19 protein-coding genes are annotated in these 18,421 nt (G+C 61.8%); 12 read left to right on the top strand and 7 right to left on the bottom strand.

Annotated features, from left to right (window positions below; genetic code table 11):
- Position 1: 1 nt before the first annotated feature.
- The 4 genes from BT125_RS01200 to gloB form a co-directional block, all read right to left on the bottom strand.
- On the bottom strand, positions 2-1,855 hold the full coding sequence (locus BT125_RS01200; protein WP_072404569.1) for an extracellular solute-binding protein: 1,854 nt from the start codon (positions 1,853-1,855) through the stop codon (positions 2-4).
- Complete coding sequence (locus tag BT125_RS01195; RefSeq protein WP_072404567.1) at positions 1,852-3,684, bottom strand: extracellular solute-binding protein; 1,833 nt, start codon at positions 3,682-3,684, stop codon at positions 1,852-1,854. Before BT125_RS01195 ends, BT125_RS01200 begins: the two co-directional genes overlap by 4 nt.
- 248 nt (positions 3,685-3,932) lie before the next feature.
- Positions 3,933-5,381: a transglycosylase SLT domain-containing protein gene (locus BT125_RS01190; protein WP_072404565.1), complete on the bottom strand. Its 1,449-nt coding sequence runs from the start codon at positions 5,379-5,381 to the stop codon at positions 3,933-3,935.
- 99 nt (positions 5,382-5,480) lie between these two features.
- The gene (gene gloB, locus BT125_RS01185) at positions 5,481-6,248 is read right to left on the bottom strand and encodes a hydroxyacylglutathione hydrolase (RefSeq protein WP_072404951.1); all 768 of its coding nucleotides are present in this window, start codon (positions 6,246-6,248) and stop codon (positions 5,481-5,483) included.
- A gap of 65 nt (positions 6,249-6,313) precedes the next feature.
- On the opposite strand from gloB, the gene BT125_RS01180 reads away from it, so the two are divergent.
- From BT125_RS01180 to BT125_RS01165, 4 genes are all read left to right on the top strand, one after another.
- Positions 6,314-7,072, top strand: coding sequence for a class I SAM-dependent methyltransferase (locus tag BT125_RS01180; protein ID WP_072404563.1), 759 nt, complete (start codon positions 6,314-6,316; stop codon positions 7,070-7,072).
- A gap of 88 nt (positions 7,073-7,160) precedes the next feature.
- Positions 7,161-7,613: a ribonuclease HI gene (rnhA, locus tag BT125_RS01175; protein ID WP_030142629.1), complete on the top strand. Its 453-nt coding sequence runs from the start codon at positions 7,161-7,163 to the stop codon at positions 7,611-7,613.
- A 235-nt stretch (positions 7,614-7,848) separates the two neighbouring features.
- Positions 7,849-8,613 carry a DNA polymerase III subunit epsilon gene (gene dnaQ, locus BT125_RS01170; RefSeq protein WP_072404562.1) on the top strand — a complete coding sequence of 255 codons (765 nt, stop codon included), beginning with the start codon at positions 7,849-7,851 and terminating at the stop codon, positions 8,611-8,613.
- A 265-nt stretch (positions 8,614-8,878) separates the two neighbouring features.
- Complete coding sequence (locus tag BT125_RS01165; RefSeq protein WP_060741973.1) at positions 8,879-9,493, top strand: GNAT family N-acetyltransferase; 615 nt, start codon at positions 8,879-8,881, stop codon at positions 9,491-9,493.
- Here BT125_RS01165 and BT125_RS01160 read toward each other — a convergent pair.
- Both BT125_RS01160 and BT125_RS01155 read right to left on the bottom strand, forming a co-directional pair.
- On the bottom strand, positions 9,459-10,352 hold the full coding sequence (locus BT125_RS01160; RefSeq protein ID WP_072404560.1) for a LysR family transcriptional regulator: 894 nt from the start codon (positions 10,350-10,352) through the stop codon (positions 9,459-9,461). The two genes, BT125_RS01165 and BT125_RS01160, sit on opposite strands and share 35 nt — an antisense overlap.
- An 86-nt stretch (positions 10,353-10,438) precedes the next feature.
- Entirely contained in the window at positions 10,439-10,702 is a 264-nt protein-coding gene (locus BT125_RS01155) for a hypothetical protein (RefSeq protein WP_072404558.1), read from the bottom strand.
- A 185-nt stretch (positions 10,703-10,887) separates the two neighbouring features.
- On the opposite strand from BT125_RS01155, the gene BT125_RS01150 reads away from it, so the two are divergent.
- The 3 genes from BT125_RS01150 to BT125_RS01140 all read left to right on the top strand — a co-directional run bounded on the left by BT125_RS01150 (position 10,888) and on the right by BT125_RS01140 (position 13,375).
- Positions 10,888-11,445 (top strand): NADPH-dependent FMN reductase, encoded by a 558-nt coding sequence (locus BT125_RS01150; RefSeq protein WP_072404556.1) that lies wholly within the window; start codon positions 10,888-10,890, stop codon positions 11,443-11,445.
- A 258-nt stretch (positions 11,446-11,703) separates the two neighbouring features.
- Positions 11,704-12,054 carry a metalloregulator ArsR/SmtB family transcription factor gene (locus BT125_RS01145; protein WP_072404554.1) on the top strand — a complete coding sequence of 117 codons (351 nt, stop codon included), beginning with the start codon at positions 11,704-11,706 and terminating at the stop codon, positions 12,052-12,054.
- A 37-nt stretch (positions 12,055-12,091) separates the two neighbouring features.
- The gene (locus BT125_RS01140) at positions 12,092-13,375 is read left to right on the top strand and encodes an arsenic transporter (RefSeq protein ID WP_072404552.1); all 1,284 of its coding nucleotides are present in this window, start codon (positions 12,092-12,094) and stop codon (positions 13,373-13,375) included.
- A 103-nt stretch (positions 13,376-13,478) separates the two neighbouring features.
- On the opposite strand, the gene BT125_RS01135 is transcribed toward BT125_RS01140, so the two are convergent.
- The gene (locus tag BT125_RS01135; protein ID WP_072404550.1) at positions 13,479-14,444 is read right to left on the bottom strand and encodes a DUF1853 family protein; all 966 of its coding nucleotides are present in this window, start codon (positions 14,442-14,444) and stop codon (positions 13,479-13,481) included.
- Positions 14,445-14,549: 105 nt separating this feature from the next.
- Here BT125_RS01135 and BT125_RS01130 point away from each other — a divergent pair, with 105 nt between their 5' ends.
- Genes BT125_RS01130 through BT125_RS01110 form a run of 5 tightly spaced genes read left to right on the top strand, consistent with a single transcriptional unit; the run spans position 14,550 to position 18,413 of the window.
- Positions 14,550-15,440, top strand: a complete 891-nt coding sequence (locus tag BT125_RS01130) for an NAD(+) kinase (RefSeq protein WP_003180647.1) — start codon at positions 14,550-14,552, stop codon at positions 15,438-15,440.
- Entirely contained in the window at positions 15,437-16,411 is a 975-nt protein-coding gene (locus BT125_RS01125; protein WP_170866796.1) for a metallophosphoesterase, read from the top strand. Before BT125_RS01130 ends, BT125_RS01125 begins: the two co-directional genes overlap by 4 nt.
- Positions 16,408-17,280, top strand: coding sequence for a rhomboid family intramembrane serine protease (locus BT125_RS01120; protein WP_072404546.1), 873 nt, complete (start codon positions 16,408-16,410; stop codon positions 17,278-17,280). The genes BT125_RS01125 and BT125_RS01120 overlap by 4 nt, the downstream gene beginning before the upstream one ends.
- Before the next feature lie 45 nt (positions 17,281-17,325).
- On the top strand, positions 17,326-17,586 hold the full coding sequence (locus tag BT125_RS01115) for a YeaC family protein (RefSeq protein ID WP_072404544.1): 261 nt from the start codon (positions 17,326-17,328) through the stop codon (positions 17,584-17,586).
- A complete protein-coding gene (locus BT125_RS01110; protein ID WP_072404542.1) occupies positions 17,583-18,413 on the top strand; it encodes a DUF2797 domain-containing protein in 831 nt (276 codons plus the stop codon). Before BT125_RS01115 ends, BT125_RS01110 begins: the two co-directional genes overlap by 4 nt.
- Positions 18,414-18,421: the final 8 nt, after the last annotated feature.

Here is an 18,421-nt window from a genome sequence, read left to right as displayed (position 1 = left end):
GTTACTCCACGCTCGCAGGGGCGGCGATTTGCTGCTCGATGACCTGCTTCTCTACTTCATCGGCTGGCTTGACCTCCGGCTTGACCCACCAGGTGGTCGTGCCGATGTCATAGGTCGGCGTGATTTTCGGATGGCCGATGTGGTTCCAGTAGGCCACGCGCCACGTCTTGATGTGCCAGTTGGGAATCACGTAATAGCCCCATTGCAGTACCCGGTCCAAGGCACGGGCATGGGCCACCAGGCTCTTGCGCGAATCGGCATTGATCAGTTGCTCTACCAGTTGGTCCACGGCCGGGTCCTTCAGGCCCATGGTGTTGCGGCTGCCGGGCTTGTCGGCGGCGGCGGACATCCAGAACTCACGCTGTTCGTTACCCGGCGAGCTGGATTGCGGGAAACTGCCCACCACCAGGTCGAAGTCCCGGGAGCGTACGCGGTTGACGTACTGGGACACGTCCACCCGGCGGATCACCAGTTCGATGCCCAGGTCGCTCAGGTTGCGCTTGAAGGGCAGTAATATCCGCTCGAACTCGGTCTGGGCCAGCAGGAACTCCAGCACCACCGGTTTGCCTTGGGCGTCGACCATCTTGTCGTCGACGATGCGCCAGCCAGCTTCCTGCAGCAATTGGTAGGCCTTGCGCTGCTGGTCGCGGATCATGCCGCTGCCGTCGCACATCGAAGGCTGGAAGGCTTCGCTGAAGACCTGCTCGGGAATCTGGCCGCGCAGGGGCTCGAGGATCTTCAGTTCGTCTTCGCCGGGCAGGCCGGTGGCGGCCATTTCCGAATTCTCGAAATAGCTGCGGGTACGGGCGTAGGCGCCGTTGAACAGTTGCTTGTTGGTCCACTCGAAATCCAGCAGCAGGCTCAAGGCCTTGCGCACCCGCACATCCTGAAAGACCGGCCGGCGCAGGTTGTAGACAAAGCCCTGCATGCCGGTGGGGTTGCCGTTGGGGATCTGTTCCTTGATCAGCCGGCCTTCGGTCACGGCCGGGATGTTGTAGGCGTTGGCCCAGTTCTTGGCGGTCATTTCCAGCCAGAAATCGAACTGCCCGGCTTTCAAGGCTTCGACCGCGACGGTGTTGTCGCGGTAGTAGTCGGTGACCAGCACGTCGAAGTTGTAGAACCCGCGATTGACCGGCAGGTCCTTGCCCCAATAGTCCTTCACCCGCTCATAGCGGATCGAGCGGCCGGCCTTCACTTCGGCGACCTTGTAGGGGCCGCTGCCCAGGGGGATCTCCAGGTTGCCCTTGTTGAAGTCACGCTCGGCCCACCAGTGCTTCGGCAATACCGGCAATTGGCCGAGGATCAGCGGTAATTCGCGGTTGTTGGTGTGTTTGAACTTGAACAGCACTTTGAGTGGGGTTTCGGCGATCACTTCGGCAACATCGTTGTAGTAGCCGCGGAACATCGGTGCGCCGTCCTTGGTCAGGGTCTGGAAGCTGAAGACCACGTCTTCGGCGCGCACGGGATGACCGTCGTTGAAGCGGGCTTCGGGGCGCAGGTAGAAGCGCACCCAGCCATTGTCGGGGGCTTTCTCGATTTTTTCGGCGATCAAGCCGTATTCAGTAAAGGGTTCGTCCAGGCCTTGCTTGGCCAGGGTGTCGTAGATCAGGCCGATGTCATCGGCCGGCACGCCTTTACTGATGAACGGGTTGAGGCTGTCGAACCCCCCAAAGCCGCCCTGGCGGAAGATACCGCCCTTGGGCGCGTCCGGATTGACGTAATCGAAATGCTTGAAGTCGGCCGGGTATTTCGGCGGCTCGTTGTACAAGGTCACGGCATGCTGCGGGGCGGCGCAGGCCAGCCCGGCGAATAACAGGCTGCTGGCCTGCAGGAGCAGGGCGCGAAAAGGCTTCATTGATCTTTCTCCGAAGATTTCAGCCACCAAGCGCTCAGGCCCAGGGTATAGGGCGGCGTGGTGACGAAGGCGAACCGGTTGCGGTACGCCAGGCGATGATAATTGAGATACCAGTTGGGAATGCAGTAATGCTGCCACAGCAGTACGCGATCCAGGGCCTTGCCGGCGGCGACCTGTTCATCGCGGGTCTGGGCGGCGAGCAGTTTTTCCAACAGATGGTCAACCACCGGGTTGGCGATCCCGGCGTAGTTCTTGCTGCCCTTGACCCCGACCTGGCTGGAGTGGAAGTACTGCCATTGCTCGAGGCCCGGGCTGAGTGTCTGGTTCAAGGTCAGCAGGATCATGTCGAAGTCGAACTGGTCCAGGCGCTGTTTGTATTGGGCGCGGTCCACCGTACGCAGCCGGGCTTGAACACCGATGCTGGCAAGGTTTTCGACGTAGGGTTGCAGGATACGCTCCAGGTTCGGGTTCACCAGCAGGATTTCGAAGCTCAGGGGCTGGTGGTCGGCGTTCAGCAGGCGTTGGCCGCTGAGATTCCAGCCGGCTTCCTTCAAGAGTCCCAATGCCTTGCGCAGGGTTTCCCGGGGAATGCCGCGCCCGTCGGTTTTGGGCAAGCTGAAGGGTTCGGTGAGCAGTTTGGGCGGCAATTGATCCCGGTACGGCTTGAGCAGCAGCCATTCATGACCCACCGGCAGGCCGGTGGCGGAGAATTCGCTGTTGGGGTAATAGCTGAGGGTGCGCTTGTAGGCGCCGCTGAACAGGGTGCGGTTGGTCCACTCGAAATCGAACATCAGCCCCAGGGCTTCGCGCACCTTGACGTCGGCGAATGTGCCGCGCCGGGTGTTCATGAACAGGCCCTGGGTCTGGGTCGGAATCTGGTGGGGGATCTGCGCCTTGATCACATCGCCCCGGTTGACCGCCGGGAATTGATAGCCGTTGGCCCAGTTCTTGGCCTGATGTTCGATGTAGATGTCGAACTCGCCGGCCTTGAAGGCTTCGAAGGCGACTTCGCTGTCACGGTAGAACTCCACGTCCATGCGGTCGTAGTTGTACTTGCCGCGATTGACCGGCAGGTCCTTGCCCCAGTAGTCCTTGACCCGTTCGAACACCAGTTGGCGGCCTGGCTGCACTTTGGTGATGCGATACGGCCCGCTGCCCAGGGGCGGTTCGAAGGTCGTCGCCTTGAAGTCACGGCCTTTCCAGTAATGCTGGGGCAACACCGGCAGCTCACCCAGGCGCAGGATCAGCAAGGGATTGCCCGCGCGTTTGAAGACGAAGCGGATTTTCAGCGGGTTGAGAATGTCGACCCGCAGCACTTCCTGCAGGTTGGTGCGGTATTGCGGGTGGCCATCCTTGAGCAGCGTCTTGTAAGAGAACGCCACGTCATAGGCGGTGATGGGCACGCCGTCGTGAAACCGCGCTTCGGGGCGCAGGTTGAACACCACCCAGCTGCGGTCTTCGCTGTATTCCACCGACTGGGCGATCAGCCCATAGCTCGACGTCGGTTCATCGCCGGACGGTGCATACTGGCCAGTGCCGACCATCAGCGGTTCGTTCAGCTCATTGATGCCGTATTGCAGGAAATTGGGCGTGGAAATCGGGCTGCTGCCCTTGAACGTGTAGGGATTGAGCGTATCGAAGGTGCCGAATGCCATGACCCGCAAGACTCCGCCCTTGGGCGCTTGCGGGTTGACCCAGTCGAAGTGGGTGAATCTGGCCGGGTACTTGAGCGTGCCGAACTGCGCATAGCCATGGCTTTCGCTGATGGCTGCGCTGGCGGGAGAGCTCAAGGCCAGGCTGATCAGGAACAGGAGGAGGGGACGTATCAAGTCTGAGATCCGATCCAGGCGGCTTGGGCTTTTATGGCCTGTACAGTAACAGCTTGTATCGGCAGGAAAAAGGCGGGGGCTCAAAGCTTCAGGGTTTGCTTAACCGTGGCGAGGGAGCTTGCTCCCGCTGGGTTGCGAAGCGACCCCGAATCTGGCACCTCGGTGCGACAGGTGGATTGCGTCGCTGCTTTTGGGGCTGCTGCGCAGCCCAGCGGGAGCAAGCCCCCTCGCCACAGAGAGTCCCTCGGTCAGTGCGGGGAATACACCGTCAGCATCTGTCCCGGCTTGAGCGCCTTGCCCATCCGCGGGTTCCAGCGCTTGAGGTGCTGCATTTCCACATTGAAGCGCTTGGCGACGACGTACAACGAATCGCCCTGCTTGACCTTGTACTGGGTCTGTTTCTTCTGGTTCTTGCTGTTGGCGGCCACCACCGTGCTGATGCGCTTGCCGGTGGCCTTGCTGGCCTTGGCGTCTTGCATTACCAGGGTCTGGCCGACCTTGAGTTTGTTGCCGCTGAGCTTGTTCCAGCGTTGCAGGTCCTTGGTCTGGACGTTGTTGGCCTTGGCGATCTGGGCCAGGTTGTCGCCGCGCTTGACGCGGTAGGTGCGCCTGGCACCTTCCACTTCGCTGTCGTCGACTGATTCGAAAACCGGCTTGAGTGCGCGCTGGCTGATCAGCTCTTCCGGGCGCATGGTCGACAGGCTGGCGGTCAGTAACTGGGCCTTGGACGTCGGCACCAGCAGGTGCTGGGGGCCGTCGATGGTGGTGCGCTGCTTGAAGGCAGGATTGAGCTGGAACAGCTCGTCTTCGTCGATGTTGGCCACCGCCGCGACCTTGGACAGGTCCATGCGCTGGTTGATCTCGACGACTTGGAAATAGGGTTCGTTGGCGATCGGGTTGAGGTTCACGCCATAGGCGTCGGGCGCGAGCACCACCTGGGACAGTGCCAGCAACTTCGGCACATAGGCCTGGGTCTCGCTGGGCAGCGGCAGGTTCCAGTAATCGGTGGGCAGGCCAAGTTTCTCGTTGCGCTCGATGGCGCGGCTGACCGTGCCTTCGCCGGCGTTGTAGGCCGCCAGCGCCAGCAACCAGTCACCGTTGAACATGTCATGCAGGCGCGTCAGGTAGTCCATGGCGGCCGTGGTGGAGGCGGTGATGTCGCGCCGCCCGTCATAGAAGCGGGTCTGGCGCAGGTTGAAGTAACGCCCCGTGGACGGGATGAATTGCCACAGCCCCACCGCGTTGGCCCGGGAATAGGCCATGGGATTGTAGGCGCTCTCGATCACCGGCAGCAGCGCCAGTTCCAGCGGCATGTTGCGTTCTTCAAGGCGTTCGACGATGTAATGGATGTACAGGCTGCCGCGCTCACCGGCGTTTTCCAGGAAGGAAGGGTTGCTGGCGAACCACAGGCGCTGTTGCTCGATACGCGGGTTGACGCCAGCCGTTTCCTGCAGCTGGAAGCCCTGGCGCATGCGTTCCCAGATGTCCTGGGGCACTTGGGGGCTGGGTTTCTCGGTGAGCCATACCGGCTTCTGTTTGGCGCGAGCGGCGATATTCGGGGTGTGCGCCGCGTCGGTCTGCGGCAGCTGGCTCGTGCTCTGGCAGCCCGCCAGGGTGGCGGACACAGCCACCGCAATGGCTTGAGCCAAGCGGGTCAATGTGTCTGACTGGACGGACCTGCGTATAGATGACGACATTGGCTGGAAGTAAGTTCCGGGCAAAAATGTCGGCCGATTCTAGGAAGCGCACCCCAACAGGTCAACCTTTCAGAATTTTTGTATCAATCGATAGCTGCCTTAGAACGTATCTTTCCAAGCCCTCAAGGCCGCAAAAACCTCACTCGGCGTCTGGTTTCGCTGACCGCTCCGTTCGTCTGCTTTTTGTTTAACGGATGTTTCAGTCGTGCGCAGGAACGGGTTGGTGAGTTTTTCCAGGGCCAGGGTGGAGGGCAGCGTCATGATGCCTTCGTTGCGTTGGCGGACGACTTTTTCCAGGCGGGCGGCGATGTCCGGGTTGCCCGGCTCCACGGCGGCGGCGAACTTCAGGTTGCTGAGGGTGTATTCATGGGTGCAGTAGACCAGCGTATCTTCAGGCAAGGCGGCGAGGCGATCCAGGGAATGGTGCATCTGCGCGGGCGTGCCTTCGAAAAGCCGGCCGCAACCGGCGGCGAACAGGGTGTCGCCACAAAAGAGCAGGCCATGGTGGTAGTAGGCGATGTGCCCCAGCGTATGACCGGGTACCGCGTAGACATCGAAGTCCCAGCCGAGCACGCTGACCTGGTCGTTGTCATGCAGGGCCTGGTCCCGCGCCGGGATGTTTTCGCTGGCCGGGCCGTAGACGGTGGCGTTCGTCGCATTCTTCAACGCCTGGACGCCGCCAACATGATCATGGTGATGATGGGTGATCATAATGTCGCTCAGGACCCAGCCCGGATGGGCGTCGAGCCAGGCCTGTACTGGCGCGGCATCACCCGGGTCGACCACGGCGCAGCGCTGGGTGGAGTGGTCCTGTAACAACCAGATGTAGTTATCGGTGAACGCGGGCAGGGCACTGATCTGTATCATCGCGGAATTCGCCAAGCGGAAAACAAAGGCGCATCTTAGAACTTCCTGACGCGTTGGAGAATGCAATGACCGATGAAGCGTTCGCTCAGGCTGATCCTGACTGGCTGGCGTTGATCAGCGCCGCCCGTGAATGGCTGTCCGGCCCTGTCGGGCAATTTTTGCTGGAAGAGGAACGGCGCATGCTCGAAGACGAGTTGGGCCGGTTCTTTGGCGGCTATCTGGTGCACTACGGGCCTTCGGCGCAAACGCCGCCGTCGGCACCGCAGGTCCAGCGCAACGTACGTCTGGGGGCGCCGTTGCCCGGGGTGGAAATCGTCTGCGAGGAGCAGGCCTGGCCGCTGAGCGAGCATGCCGCCGACGTGGTGGTCATGCAGCACGGCCTGGATTTCTGCCTGTCGCCCCACGGTTTGTTGCGTGAAGCCGCCAGCAGCGTACGCCCCGGCGGGCATCTGTTGATCATCGGTATCAACCCCTGGAGCACCTGGGGGTTGCGTCATGTATTTGCCCACGACGCCTTGCGCCAGGCCCGCTGTATCTCGGCGTCGAGGGTCGGCGACTGGCTCAACCTGCTGGGCTTCGCGCTGGAGAAACGCCGCTTCGGGTGCTATCGTCCGCCGCTTGCGTCACCCAAGTGGCAGGCTCGCCTGGCCGGCTGGGAGCGCAGGGCCGGCGACTGGCAGCTGTCCGGCGGTGGTTTCTACCTGCTGGTGGCACGCAAGATCGCGGTCGGGCTGCGCCCGGTGCGTCAGGCGCGACGCGAGCCGATGGGCAAGCTGATTCCCTTGCCGATGGCCAAGGTCAATCGTCGTCACATCGAGCCATAACCCTTTTTAGCAGGCCTGGCCGGCCTTTCGACTACAGGCATCAACCGCCTGATCGGCTGGCCTTTGCATTTTTTCTGGATAGATTGGCATGAGCGATAGCGTAGAACTCTTCACTGATGGCGCCTGCAAAGGCAACCCCGGCCCGGGCGGCTGGGGCGCGTTGCTGGTGTGCAAGGGCGTGGAGAAGGAACTCTGGGGCGGCGAAGCCAATACCACCAACAATCGCATGGAGCTGATGGGCGCCATCCGTGGCCTGGAAGAGCTCAAGCGGCCTTGCGATGTACTGCTGGTGACCGACTCGCAATACGTGATGAAAGGCATCAACGAGTGGATGGCCAACTGGAAGAAGCGCGGCTGGAAGACGGCGGCGAAGGAACCGGTGAAAAACGCAGACCTCTGGAAGTTGCTGGATGAGCAGGTCAACCGCCACAACGTCACCTGGAAATGGGTGCGCGGCCACATCGGCCACCACGGCAACGAGCGGGCCGACCAGTTGGCCAATCGTGGGGTGGATGAGGTGCGGGGCTACAAGCAGGCCTGATAGGGGTGTTGTCAGGATCTGGACAGGATGACACCTGTGGCGAGGGAGCTTGCTCCCGCTGGACTGCGAAGCAGGCCCCTGGGGCGGTCGCTGCGCAACCGAGCGGGAGCAAGCTCCCTCGCCACAAGAGCGCCAAGTCATAAAAAGCCTGGCTGACAGGACATTGCGGATGCACTGGCGTGAGCGTGTTAAGATCCGCGCTTTTGCAAGACTGCCCGCTGAGAGCTGAACACTGATGGCCAACAGATCTGTAGTACTGGATACCGAAACCACCGGCATGCCGGTGACCGATGGTCACCGGATTATTGAAATCGGTTGTGTCGAGCTGATCGGCCGGCGCCTGACCGGTCGCCACTTCCACGTTTACCTGCAACCGGACCGCGAAAGCGACGAGGGCGCTATCGGCGTCCACGGCATCACCAACGAATTCCTGGTGGGCAAGCCGCGTTTTGCCGAGGTGGCCGATGAGTTCTTCGAATTCATCCAGGGCGCGCAGTTGATCATCCACAACGCGGCGTTCGACGTGGGGTTCATCAACAATGAATTCGCCCTGATGGGGCAACACGACCGGGCCGACATCACCCAGCATTGCACCATTCTCGATACCCTGATGATGGCCCGGGAACGGCATCCGGGGCAGCGCAACAGCCTCGACGCCTTGTGCAAGCGCTACGGTGTCGACAACTCTGGCCGTGAACTGCACGGCGCCTTGCTCGACTCCGAGATCCTGGCCGACGTCTACCTGGCGATGACCGGCGGCCAGACCAGCCTGTCCCTGGCCGGCAACGCCTCGGACGGCAACGGTACCGGCGAAGGCTCTGGCAACCAGGCCACGGAAATTCGCCGTTTGCCCGCCGACCGCCAGCCATCGCGGATCATTCGCGCCAGCGAAAGCGACCTGGCCGAGCATGCCGCGCGTCTGGAAGCCATCGCCAAGTCCGCGGGTGCTCCGGCATTGTGGACACAGTTGGCCGAGGCACAGGCCGCCACGCACGGATGAACCCCCTCCTGTGGGAGCGAGCTTGCTCGCGATGACGGCGGCACATTCAGCATTGATGCAGGCTGGACTACCGCCATTGCGATCAAGCCCGTTTCCGCAGGGGCGCCCATTGTTCATTTCTCGCCACAATCGCCACGACCTTCTACCCTGAGGTAACGGGCAGGCTACGGTACGGATCCCGCTTGATGTGTGATGATTTGAAAGACAAGGGCAATGGATGGCACCACGCCGTTGGTTGCTTCAAGGAATGAGGACCTTCCCCAGCATGCAACCAGTCATGAATCCCAAGCACCCCGGACTGTCGGTGCGCATCGTCGATGATGGCTTTGCCGCCTACATCTGGGGCAGCGATTTCAGCTTTGAAGTCAGCGACTACGCGACGGCACAGATCGGCCGTCCCGTCAGCCAATGGCCGGTGACGCCCATCGTTCCCTATCGCAAGTGCTATGGCATCGATCCCGAAGAGTTCAGCAGCTTCCGCGATGCCCCGGACAGCGAGATCTTCATGGCCTACCTCGATGACCAGCCCGTCGGGCACTTGGTGGTCAGTACCAACTGGAACGGTTATGCCCACATCGACGAACTGGCGGTACACGCCCCGGCCCGTCGCCACGGGGTGGCCAAGGCGTTGCTCGATGTCGCCCAGTTCTGGAGTCGCAAGAAAAAACTGCCGGGCATCATGCTCGAGACCCAGAACAACAATCTGGGCGCTTGCCGGCTCTATGAGCGTTGCGGTTATGTGCTGGGTGGTATCGATCACCTGCGCTATCGCGGTATTGACCGGCATACCGCCGAAGTCGCGCTGTTCTGGTACCGGTTGTTCGACGACCCACTGGGCATGTCGATCAGTGGCTCAGCAACGCCTCGGCTTGTTCCGTAATTCGTTCCAGCAGCGATTGAAGGGCGGGTGAAGAGGGCGCGCCGTTGAGGCTCAGGGCATAGAGGCCAATCGCGATGGCGGGCGATACCGGGCAGACGTCGAGGCCGCCGTCCTTGGCGCCCGAGGCGGTGAACGGGTCGACGATGGCCAGGCCTTCGCCGGCCTCGACCATGGCGCGCATCATCTGGTGGGTCTGGACGCGAAGCTGGATCATGGGGGCCGGACGCAGCGCCGCCAGTTTATGCTCGAATGCAGGGCTCAGCGGGTCATGGCCATCCAGGCCCACCAGAGGCTGGCCCGCCAGGTCCTGAAGCGAAATATATTTTTGACGGGGTTGCAGCCAGCCGTGGGGCGCGAGCAATTGCAGTTTGCCCTGGGCGATCATCTGGCAATGGATGTCGGGATGTTCAGGGTCGTGCAGGCTCAGGCCCAGGTCGCTTTCGCGCAACAGCAGGCTGTGGACGATGTCGCGGGTCGGTCGGCTGAGCAAAGTGCACGGTGCATCCGGATGGCGACGACGCAAGGCGGCGATACTCTGGGGCAGCAACTGCTGGGCCAGCGGCGGCGTGCAGATAATGCGCAAGGGCGCTGCCTGATGGTGTTTCAGGCTGCTGGCCAGGCGCTGCACCGGTTCAAGGGTGTCGTACACCCGTGTGATACCGTCACGCAATTCAAGGGTTTCCCGGGTGGCCTGCAAACGACCGCGCACGCTGGCGAATAGCATGAAGCCCAATTGGGCCTCGGCATCGCGCAATATCGCCTCGACCTCCGCCACCGGCAGTTGCAGCCATTCGGCCGCCGTGCCGAGGTGGCCGGTCTGCAGCAGCGCCTGGATCACTTCGATGTGGCGTAAACGCATGCAAGAAGTCCATGTTCGGCGGGTGAGCCATTGATTGGCTGAATCCTAACCCAAGTCCGGGCATGACTTCTGCTCATAACCAACGGTTATGAAGCTATTTGCGTTTCAGTGGGCGTTTGAGTGGGCAGTGGCGTTTCCGGTTCGCGCGTCAATTCGATTTGAGATTGCACGAGAATAAATTTGCCATCGTCGAGTTTGTTGACTCGATCACCAATAGCCAATTTATAGGTAGTGACAGGCTCCTTGCCGTTTCCGTCGGGCGACGGGGTCGATTCCTGAAACTCATGCACCGAATAGACGCGACCTTCGGCGTCTCGCGCATGAAATTGTCCGACAAGTACTGCTGCCATTGCTTAGAACCTCTGGAAATAAATCACTCGATTTGCGGTTCTGTAGACCCTGGTCAAGCGCGGTAAGTTTTCCTACATGAAAAAAATAGTCCAGCCGGCCGGTTTTTGTCGCTCCACTGGTCCAATTGTCACCCCGATCATCTATAACTACAGGCTCCTTTGAGCCGACAGTCGAGAAGCCTCTCATGAGTAATGTCTACACAGTGGCCGTTTTGGTGGGCAGCCTGCGCAAGGCATCGATCAACCGCAAGGTCGCGCTGGCACTGGCTGATCTGGCGCCAGCCAACCTCAAGCTGAATATCATCGAGATTGGCGAGTTGCCGCTCTACAACGAAGACATCGATGTTTCTCCTCCGCCAGCCTACAGCACTTTCCGCCAGCAGGTGGGCGCGGCCGATGCCTTGTTGTTCGTCACGCCGGAATACAACCGTTCAGTGCCGGCACCGTTGAAAAATGCCATCGATGTGGGGTCGCGTCCCTACGGCCAGAGTTGCCTGAGCGGCAAACCGGGCGCGGTGATCAGCGCTTCGCCGGGCGCCATTGGCGGTTTCGGCGCCAATCATCATTTGCGCCAGTCCCTGGTGTTCCTTGACGTGCCCTGCATGCAGCAGCCGGAAGGCTACCTGAGTAACGCCGGGACGGCGTTCGACGAAGCGGGCAATCTGTCGGAGTCGGTACGGCCGTTCTTGCAGAAATTCATCGATGCCTATGGCAAGTGGGTCGAGCAGCATAAGAAGGCTTGACGGCCACTGGAACTTCAAACTAAGCACCTCTGTGGCGAGGGGATTTATCCCCGTTGGGCTGCGAAGCGGCCCCAAACCCAACACCCTGGTGTGCCAGACAATTTGAATGGGGGCGCTTCGCGCCCCAGCGGGGATAAATCCCCTCGCCACAAGCGCATGTACATCTGCAAACGCATCTGGCAAATCCAAATCCCCGCTTTACTGAATATTCGAATATCCATATATTCGCCATTCGCTCATCACAGGCTCGCCCACGCCATGCCCCATTCCTCCAATCCCGTCGACGTCTTCAAGGCCCTGGCCGACGACACGCGTACGCGCATTGCGTTGCTGGTGGCCCGTGAGGGCGAGTTGTGTGTCTGTGAGCTCACCGCTGCGCTGGGCCTGAGCCAACCGAAGATCTCCCGGCACCTGGCGCAGTTGCGCAACGCTGGGTTGCTCAGCGACCGACGCCAGGGGCAGTGGGTTTATTACCGCCAGCACCCGCAGTTACCGGCCTGGGTCAGTACGATGCTGGAGCAGGCGTTGGCGGCCAGTACCGCCTGGCTGACAGCGGATGTGCAGCGCTTGAACGCCATGCCTGATCGTCCGGTGGCGCGTTGCTGCTGAGTTCTTCTTTCCCATCTCTTTTTCAAGGCTGTTGCGCATGCTCATCGCGTCGTTGATTTTCCTGCTGACCATTACATTGGTGATCTGGCAGCCCAAGGGTCTGGGCGTTGGCTGGAGCGCGACGCTGGGCGCGGTGCTGGCCTTGTTGAGCGGGGTGGTGCAGGTCAGTGACATCCCGCTGGTCTGGCAGATCATCTGGAACGCCACCGGGACGTTCGTCGCGCTGATCATCATCAGCCTGCTGCTGGACGAGGCGGGGTTCTTCGCCTGGGCGGCCTTGCATGTGGCTCGCTGGGGCCGGGGCAGTGGGCGCAAGCTGTTTGCCTTCATGGTCTTGCTGGGGGCGTTGGTGTCGGCGTTGTTTGCCAATGACGGGGCGGCGCTGATCCTCACGCCTATCGTGATCTCCATGTTGCTGGCCCTGCGGTTTTCCCCGGCGGCGACCCTGGCGTTCGTGATGGGCGCTGGTTTCATTGCCGACAGTGCGAGCCTGCCGCTGGTGGTGTCGAACCTGGTGAACATCGTCTCGGCGGACTTCTTCGGCATTGGTTTCAATCGCTACGCGGCGGTCATGGTGCCGGTGAACCTGGTGAGCGTGGCGGCCAGCCTGGCGATACTGCTGTGGTTCTTTCGCCGCGATATCCCACGTGACTATGACCCGCATCAGTTGGATGACCCGGCGACGGCGATCCACGACAAGGCGACGTTCTATGCCGGCTGGGCGGTACTGGTGATCCTGCTGCTGGGCTGCTTTGCCCTGGAGCCGCTGGGGATTCCCATCAGTGCGATCTCGGCTGTCTGTGCTGCGCTGCTGCTGGCGGTCGCGGCCCACGGTCACAAGATCTCCACCCGCAAGGCGATGAAGGAAGCGCCCTGGCAGATCGTGATCTTTTCCCTCGGCATGTACCTGGTGGTCTATGGCCTGCGCAACGCCGGGCTGACCGGTTACCTGGCCCATTGGCTCGACGGTTTCGCCGAATATGGCGTGTGGGGCGCGGCCATGGGCACCGGTGTGCTGACGGCGCTGCTCTCGTCGGCCATGAACAATTTGCCGACGGTGCTGATCGGCGCCTTGTCCATCGACGCCAGCCAGGCCACCGGGGTGGTGAAGGAGGCGATGATCTACGCCAACGTCATCGGTAGCGACCTGGGCCCGAAAATCACGCCGATTGGCAGCCTGGCGACGTTGCTGTGGCTGCATGTGCTGGCGCGCAAGAATATCCAGATCGGCTGGGGGTATTACTTCAAGGTCGGGATTGTGCTGACGGTGCCAGTGTTGCTGGTGACGTTGGCGGCGCTGGCTGTGCGGTTGTCACTCTAGACCGTAGTGGCCCCTTCGCGAGCAAGCCCGCTCCCACATTGAAATGCATTCTCATGTGGGAGCGGGCTTGCTCGCGAAGACGGAGGTCCAGACACTGCCCAACTCAGCTGTTGCCCGGCACATCCGGCCAACGATCCGCCACCAGGAACACTCGCTCGGCTTCTTCCCACTCGCCCTCGGCGTTTTCGCTCAGGCGCACCATCAACTGTGCCGGCGCCATGGGGTCCAGGGCCATTCGCCAGGCGTCCAGTTGCGCGGTGCCCCAGGTTTGTTCGGTCGGATAATGGGCCGGGGCCAGCCAGGCGGCGCGGGGCAGGGGTTGCCAGCGACCTGGCGGACGTTGGGCGATGAACGCAGACCAGTCCCGTTGATGCAGCCAGCGACCGCGCAAATGCCTGGGGTGGGCACCGGCCGGTGGTTCGGCCTGGCCCGGCCAGGGGTAGAGCAAATACCCGCCCAGCCAGAGTTCGGAGCGAAACAGTTCGAGGCCCGAGGGCTCGATCCCCAGTGCCGCCAGGGCCTCGCGGCTTTCCGGGCGGGCCGAGATCGGCAATTGGTGCTCGCGCAGATGCGCCAGCTTGCGGTCGAGTCGGTCATGGCAGCCCGGGCCCAGCCATTGCGCGGCGTCCAGCCCGTTTCCGTGCTGGGGTCCGAGGTACAACTTGATAGCCAGTTCCAGGTGGTGGATGCCGTCACGATCACGCAGCAACAGGTCCAGTTCGCCCAGAGTATGGCCTTCGCGCCGGATCGGCAGGTTCGCGGCAATCAATTCGATGCCCGGGGCATGCTGCACGGCAAACTGCCACAGCCTTTCGTAATACAGGCCCAGGCGTCGCGTTCGCCCTTGGGACAGGCAATGCAGCAATGGGTAGCTGTCGCGGTCCAGTTGCCGCAGCCAGTGTTCCAGCCGGCCAGGCTCCTGCACCCAGTCACTGCCAGTCAGGGGATGGCGCTGGGGCCAGGGCGTGTCGATGAGCATCGGCGGGGCGATGATCGCCCACGCGAGGTCGCGCACTTCGGGATGGTGCAGGCGTCGGGGCAAGTCCAGCAATTCAGGGAACAGGATCATCTTGCGAGCATAGCCGTTGCGCTGAAGGCTTAAAGGATTTTGTCTACGGCGCGCTTTCGCCCATAATCGTGTTTTTCGCCCGCCGCAGACCCTCGCAGGAGCCTCATGGAGCAATTTCGCAATATCGGCATCATCGGTCGCCTGGGCAGTTCGCAGGTGTTGGACACCGTTCGCCGTCTCAAACGTTTCCTCCTGGAGCGGCACCTGCATGTGATCCTCGAAGATACCATCGCCGAAGTCCTGCCGGGCCATGGCCTGCAGACCTCGTCGCGCAAGATGCTCGGCGAAGTCTGTGACATGGTGATCGTGGTCGGCGGCGACGGCAGTCTGCTGGGGGCTGCCCGGGCCCTGGCGCGGCACAATATCCCGGTGCTGGGGATCAACCGCGGCAGCCTGGGGTTCCTCACCGATATCCGCCCCGACGAGCTGGAGATCAAGGTCGCCGAGGTCCTGGACGGTCACTACCTGGTGGAAAACCGCTTCCTGCTGCAGGCCGAGGTCCGCCGGCACGCCGAGGCCATCGGCCAGGGCGATGCCCTCAACGACGTGGTGCTGCACCCTGGTAAATCCACGCGGATGATCGAATTCGAGCTGTACATCGACGGCCAGTTCGTCTGCAGCCAGAAAGCCGACGGCCTGATCGTCGCCACCCCCACCGGTTCCACCGCCTATGCGCTGTCGGCCGGCGGGCCGATCATGCATCCCAAGCTCGACGCTATTGTGATTGTGCCCATGTACCCCCATACCTTGTCTGGGCGACCGATCGTGGTCGATGGCAACAGTGAGCTGAAAATCGTCGTGTCCAAGGATATGCAGATCTACCCGCAAGTGTCCTGTGACGGCCAGAACCATTTCACCTGCGCGCCGGGTGACACCATCACCGTCAGCAAAAAAGCGCAGAAACTGCGCCTGATCCATCCGCTGGATCACAATTACTACGAAGTCTGCCGGACCAAGCTTGGCTGGGGCAGTCGGTTGGGGGGTGGAGGCGACTGATGCTCGATCCTGCGCGCAGTTACGATTTGATCGGTGACGTGCACGGATGCGCCCTGACCCTGGAACACCTGCTGGACCGACTCGGTTACCACAAGCAGGGCGGGGTCTGGCGGCATCCGTCGCGCATGGCCGTGTTCCTGGGGGACATCATCGACCGTGGCCCGCGGATCCGCGAGGCGCTGCACATCGTCCATGACATGGTCATGGCCGGCCAAGCGCTGTGCATCATGGGCAACCACGAGTTCAACGCCCTGGGCTGGAGCACCCCGGCATTGCCAGGCAGCGGCCAGCGCTACGTGCGCGAACACACGCCGCGTCATGCCCGTCTGCTCAACGAGACACTGACCCAGTTCGAGCAGCATCCCGGCGACTGGCATGACTTTCTCGAATGGTTCTATGAGCTGCCGCTGTTTGTCGACGCTGGCCGCTTCCGGGTGGTGCATGCCTGTTGGGATGCGGGCTTGATCGAACCGCTGCGGGGCCTGTTCCCGGACGGTTGCGTCGACGAGCATTTCCTCCAGGCCTCGGCGCAACCGGGTAGTTTTGCCTGCACGGTGTTCGATCGCTTGCTGCGCGGCACGGACATGCGCCTGCCCCACGGCCTGACGTTGACGGGTGGCGATGGCCTGACCCGTTCGTTTTTCCGCACCAAGTTCTGGGAAGACAACCCGCAGACCTACGGTGACATCGTGTTCCAGCCCGACGCCTTGCCGGAACCGGTGGCCCGCACGCCGCTGTCGCCGGATGAAAAAAACAACCTGCTGCGCTATGGCGTCGATGAGCCGCTGTTGTTCGTCGGTCACTATTGGCGCAGCGGCAAACCCGCGCCGATCCGCCCGAACCTGGCCTGTCTGGATTACAGCGCGGTGCTCTACGGCAAGCTGGTCGCCTATCGCCTCGACCAGGAAACCCGCCTGGATCCGCACAAGTTCGTCTGGGTCGATGTCGAGCGACCGGAGGTGGTGCAGTGAGTGCCGTCGCGGTTCTGCGCCTGCCCCTGGCAGTGGACCTGAGCGGCTTCGTCAAGCTGCTGCAACGCATGCAGGTGCCCCATCGCGTCAGCGAAGAGGCCGGCGAGCAGGTGCTCTGGGTGCCGGATGAAGTCTGCGAGGACGTGCGTGCGTTGTACGCCCGTTTCCCCGCCGGCGATCCCGATCAGCAGTTGGAACTGCCAGACACGGGGGGCACTTCCCGGCGAGCGGGGTTCGTCCAGCAATTGACCCGCCATCCAGTGACGGCCCTGGTGCTGTTGCTGAGCCTGATTGTCAGCGCGGTCACCCTGTTGGGGGAGAATCTTGCGACGCTACGCTGGTTGACCTTCCTCGAGTTTCGCGTCGTTGGCGACTACATCCAGTTCACACCATTGGGCGATAGTCTGGCGGCGGGGCAGTGGTGGCGGCTGGTAACGCCGATGCTGATTCACTTCGGCTTCCTGCACATCGCCATGAATGGCATGTGGTATTGGGAACTGGGGCGACGGATCGAAGCGCGCCAGGGCGGTATCAACCTGTTGGGGCTGACGCTGCTGTTCAGCCTCGTTTCCAATTTCGCCCAGTACTTTTTCAGCGGGCCGACGCTGTTCGGCGGGTTGTCGGGGGTCTTGTACGGCCTGCTGGGCCATTGCTGGATCTACCAACTGCTCGCACCGAACCCGGCCTACCACTTGCCCCGTGGGGTGCTGGTGATGATGCTGGTGTGGTTGCTGCTGTGCCTGTCCGGGTTGGTTTCGCTGATCGGCTTCGGTGAAATCGCCAATGCCGCCCACGTCGGCGGGCTGCTCGTCGGATGCTTCACAGGCTTGTTGGGCGGGCTGTTCGCTCGCCGTAAAATGGCCCTTTGACCGGCGCCTGTGCCTTTTGAGAATGCGCGATTGCGCGGAGAACCCATGTCTTCCTTCAATGAAATGATCAAGAACATCACCCCCGATATCTACCGCAGCCTGAAACTGGCCGTGGAAATCGGTAAATGGGCCGACGGTAACAAGCTCACCGCCGAGCAGCGCGAGTTGTCGCTGCAGGCCATGATCGCCTGGGAAGTCCAGAACCTGCCTGAAGACGAGCGAACCGGCTACATGGGCCCGCAGGAATGCCAGTCGAAGTCGATCGAAGTGCCCAATATCCTGTTCAAGTCGGACGCCATCCATTGATCGAGATTGGCCGTGGTGCAATCAGCAAGATGTCGGCACGCCTTGACGGGCCGACCGTTCAATACGCCTTTCGCCTGGACGAGGTCGAGGTGCCGGTCAACCCATTGATCGGCAGCACGATCCGCCTGGAGTACCTCGGCGCGATCCACTGCACCCATTGCGGACGCCGGACCAAGACCAGCTTCAGCCAGGGTTACTGCTACCCTTGCATGACCAAACTGGCCCAGTGCGACCTGTGCATCATGAGCCCGGAGCGTTGTCATTTCGACGCGGGCACCTGCCGTGACCCGGCCTGGGGCGAGCAATTCTGCATGACCGATCATGTGGTCTACCTGGCCAATTCCTCGGGCGTGAAAGTCGGCATCACCCGCGCCACGCAATTGCCGACCCGCTGGCTGGACCAGGGCGCCAGCCAGGCGCTGCCGATCCTGCGGGTCGCCACCCGCCAGCAGTCAGGGTTTGTCGAAGACCTGTTCCGCAGCCAAGTAGCGGACAAGACCAACTGGCGCGCCTTGCTCAAGGGCGACGCGACAGCGGTGGACCTGCCGGCGATCCGCGACGCTCTGTTCGAAAGCTGCGCCCAGGGTTTGCAAGGCTTGCAGGAACGATTCGGCCTGCAAGCGATCCAGACCATAGCGGACGTCGAGCCCATCGAGATTCGTTACCCGGTGGAGCAGTACCCGGCCAAGATCGTCAGCTTCAACCTGGACAAGAACCCGATCGCCGAAGGCACGCTGCTGGGGATCAAGGGCCAATACCTGATTTTCGACACCGGCGTGATCAACATTCGTAAATACACGGCCTACCAGCTCGCCGTGCATCAGTAGAAGGATTC

The sequence above is a fragment of the Pseudomonas sp. NFACC04-2 genome (assembly GCF_900119265.1).
Taxonomy (GTDB): Bacteria; Pseudomonadota; Gammaproteobacteria; order Pseudomonadales; family Pseudomonadaceae; genus Aquipseudomonas; species Aquipseudomonas fluorescens_AA.
This window is presented reverse-complemented; position numbering and strand designations above follow the sequence as displayed.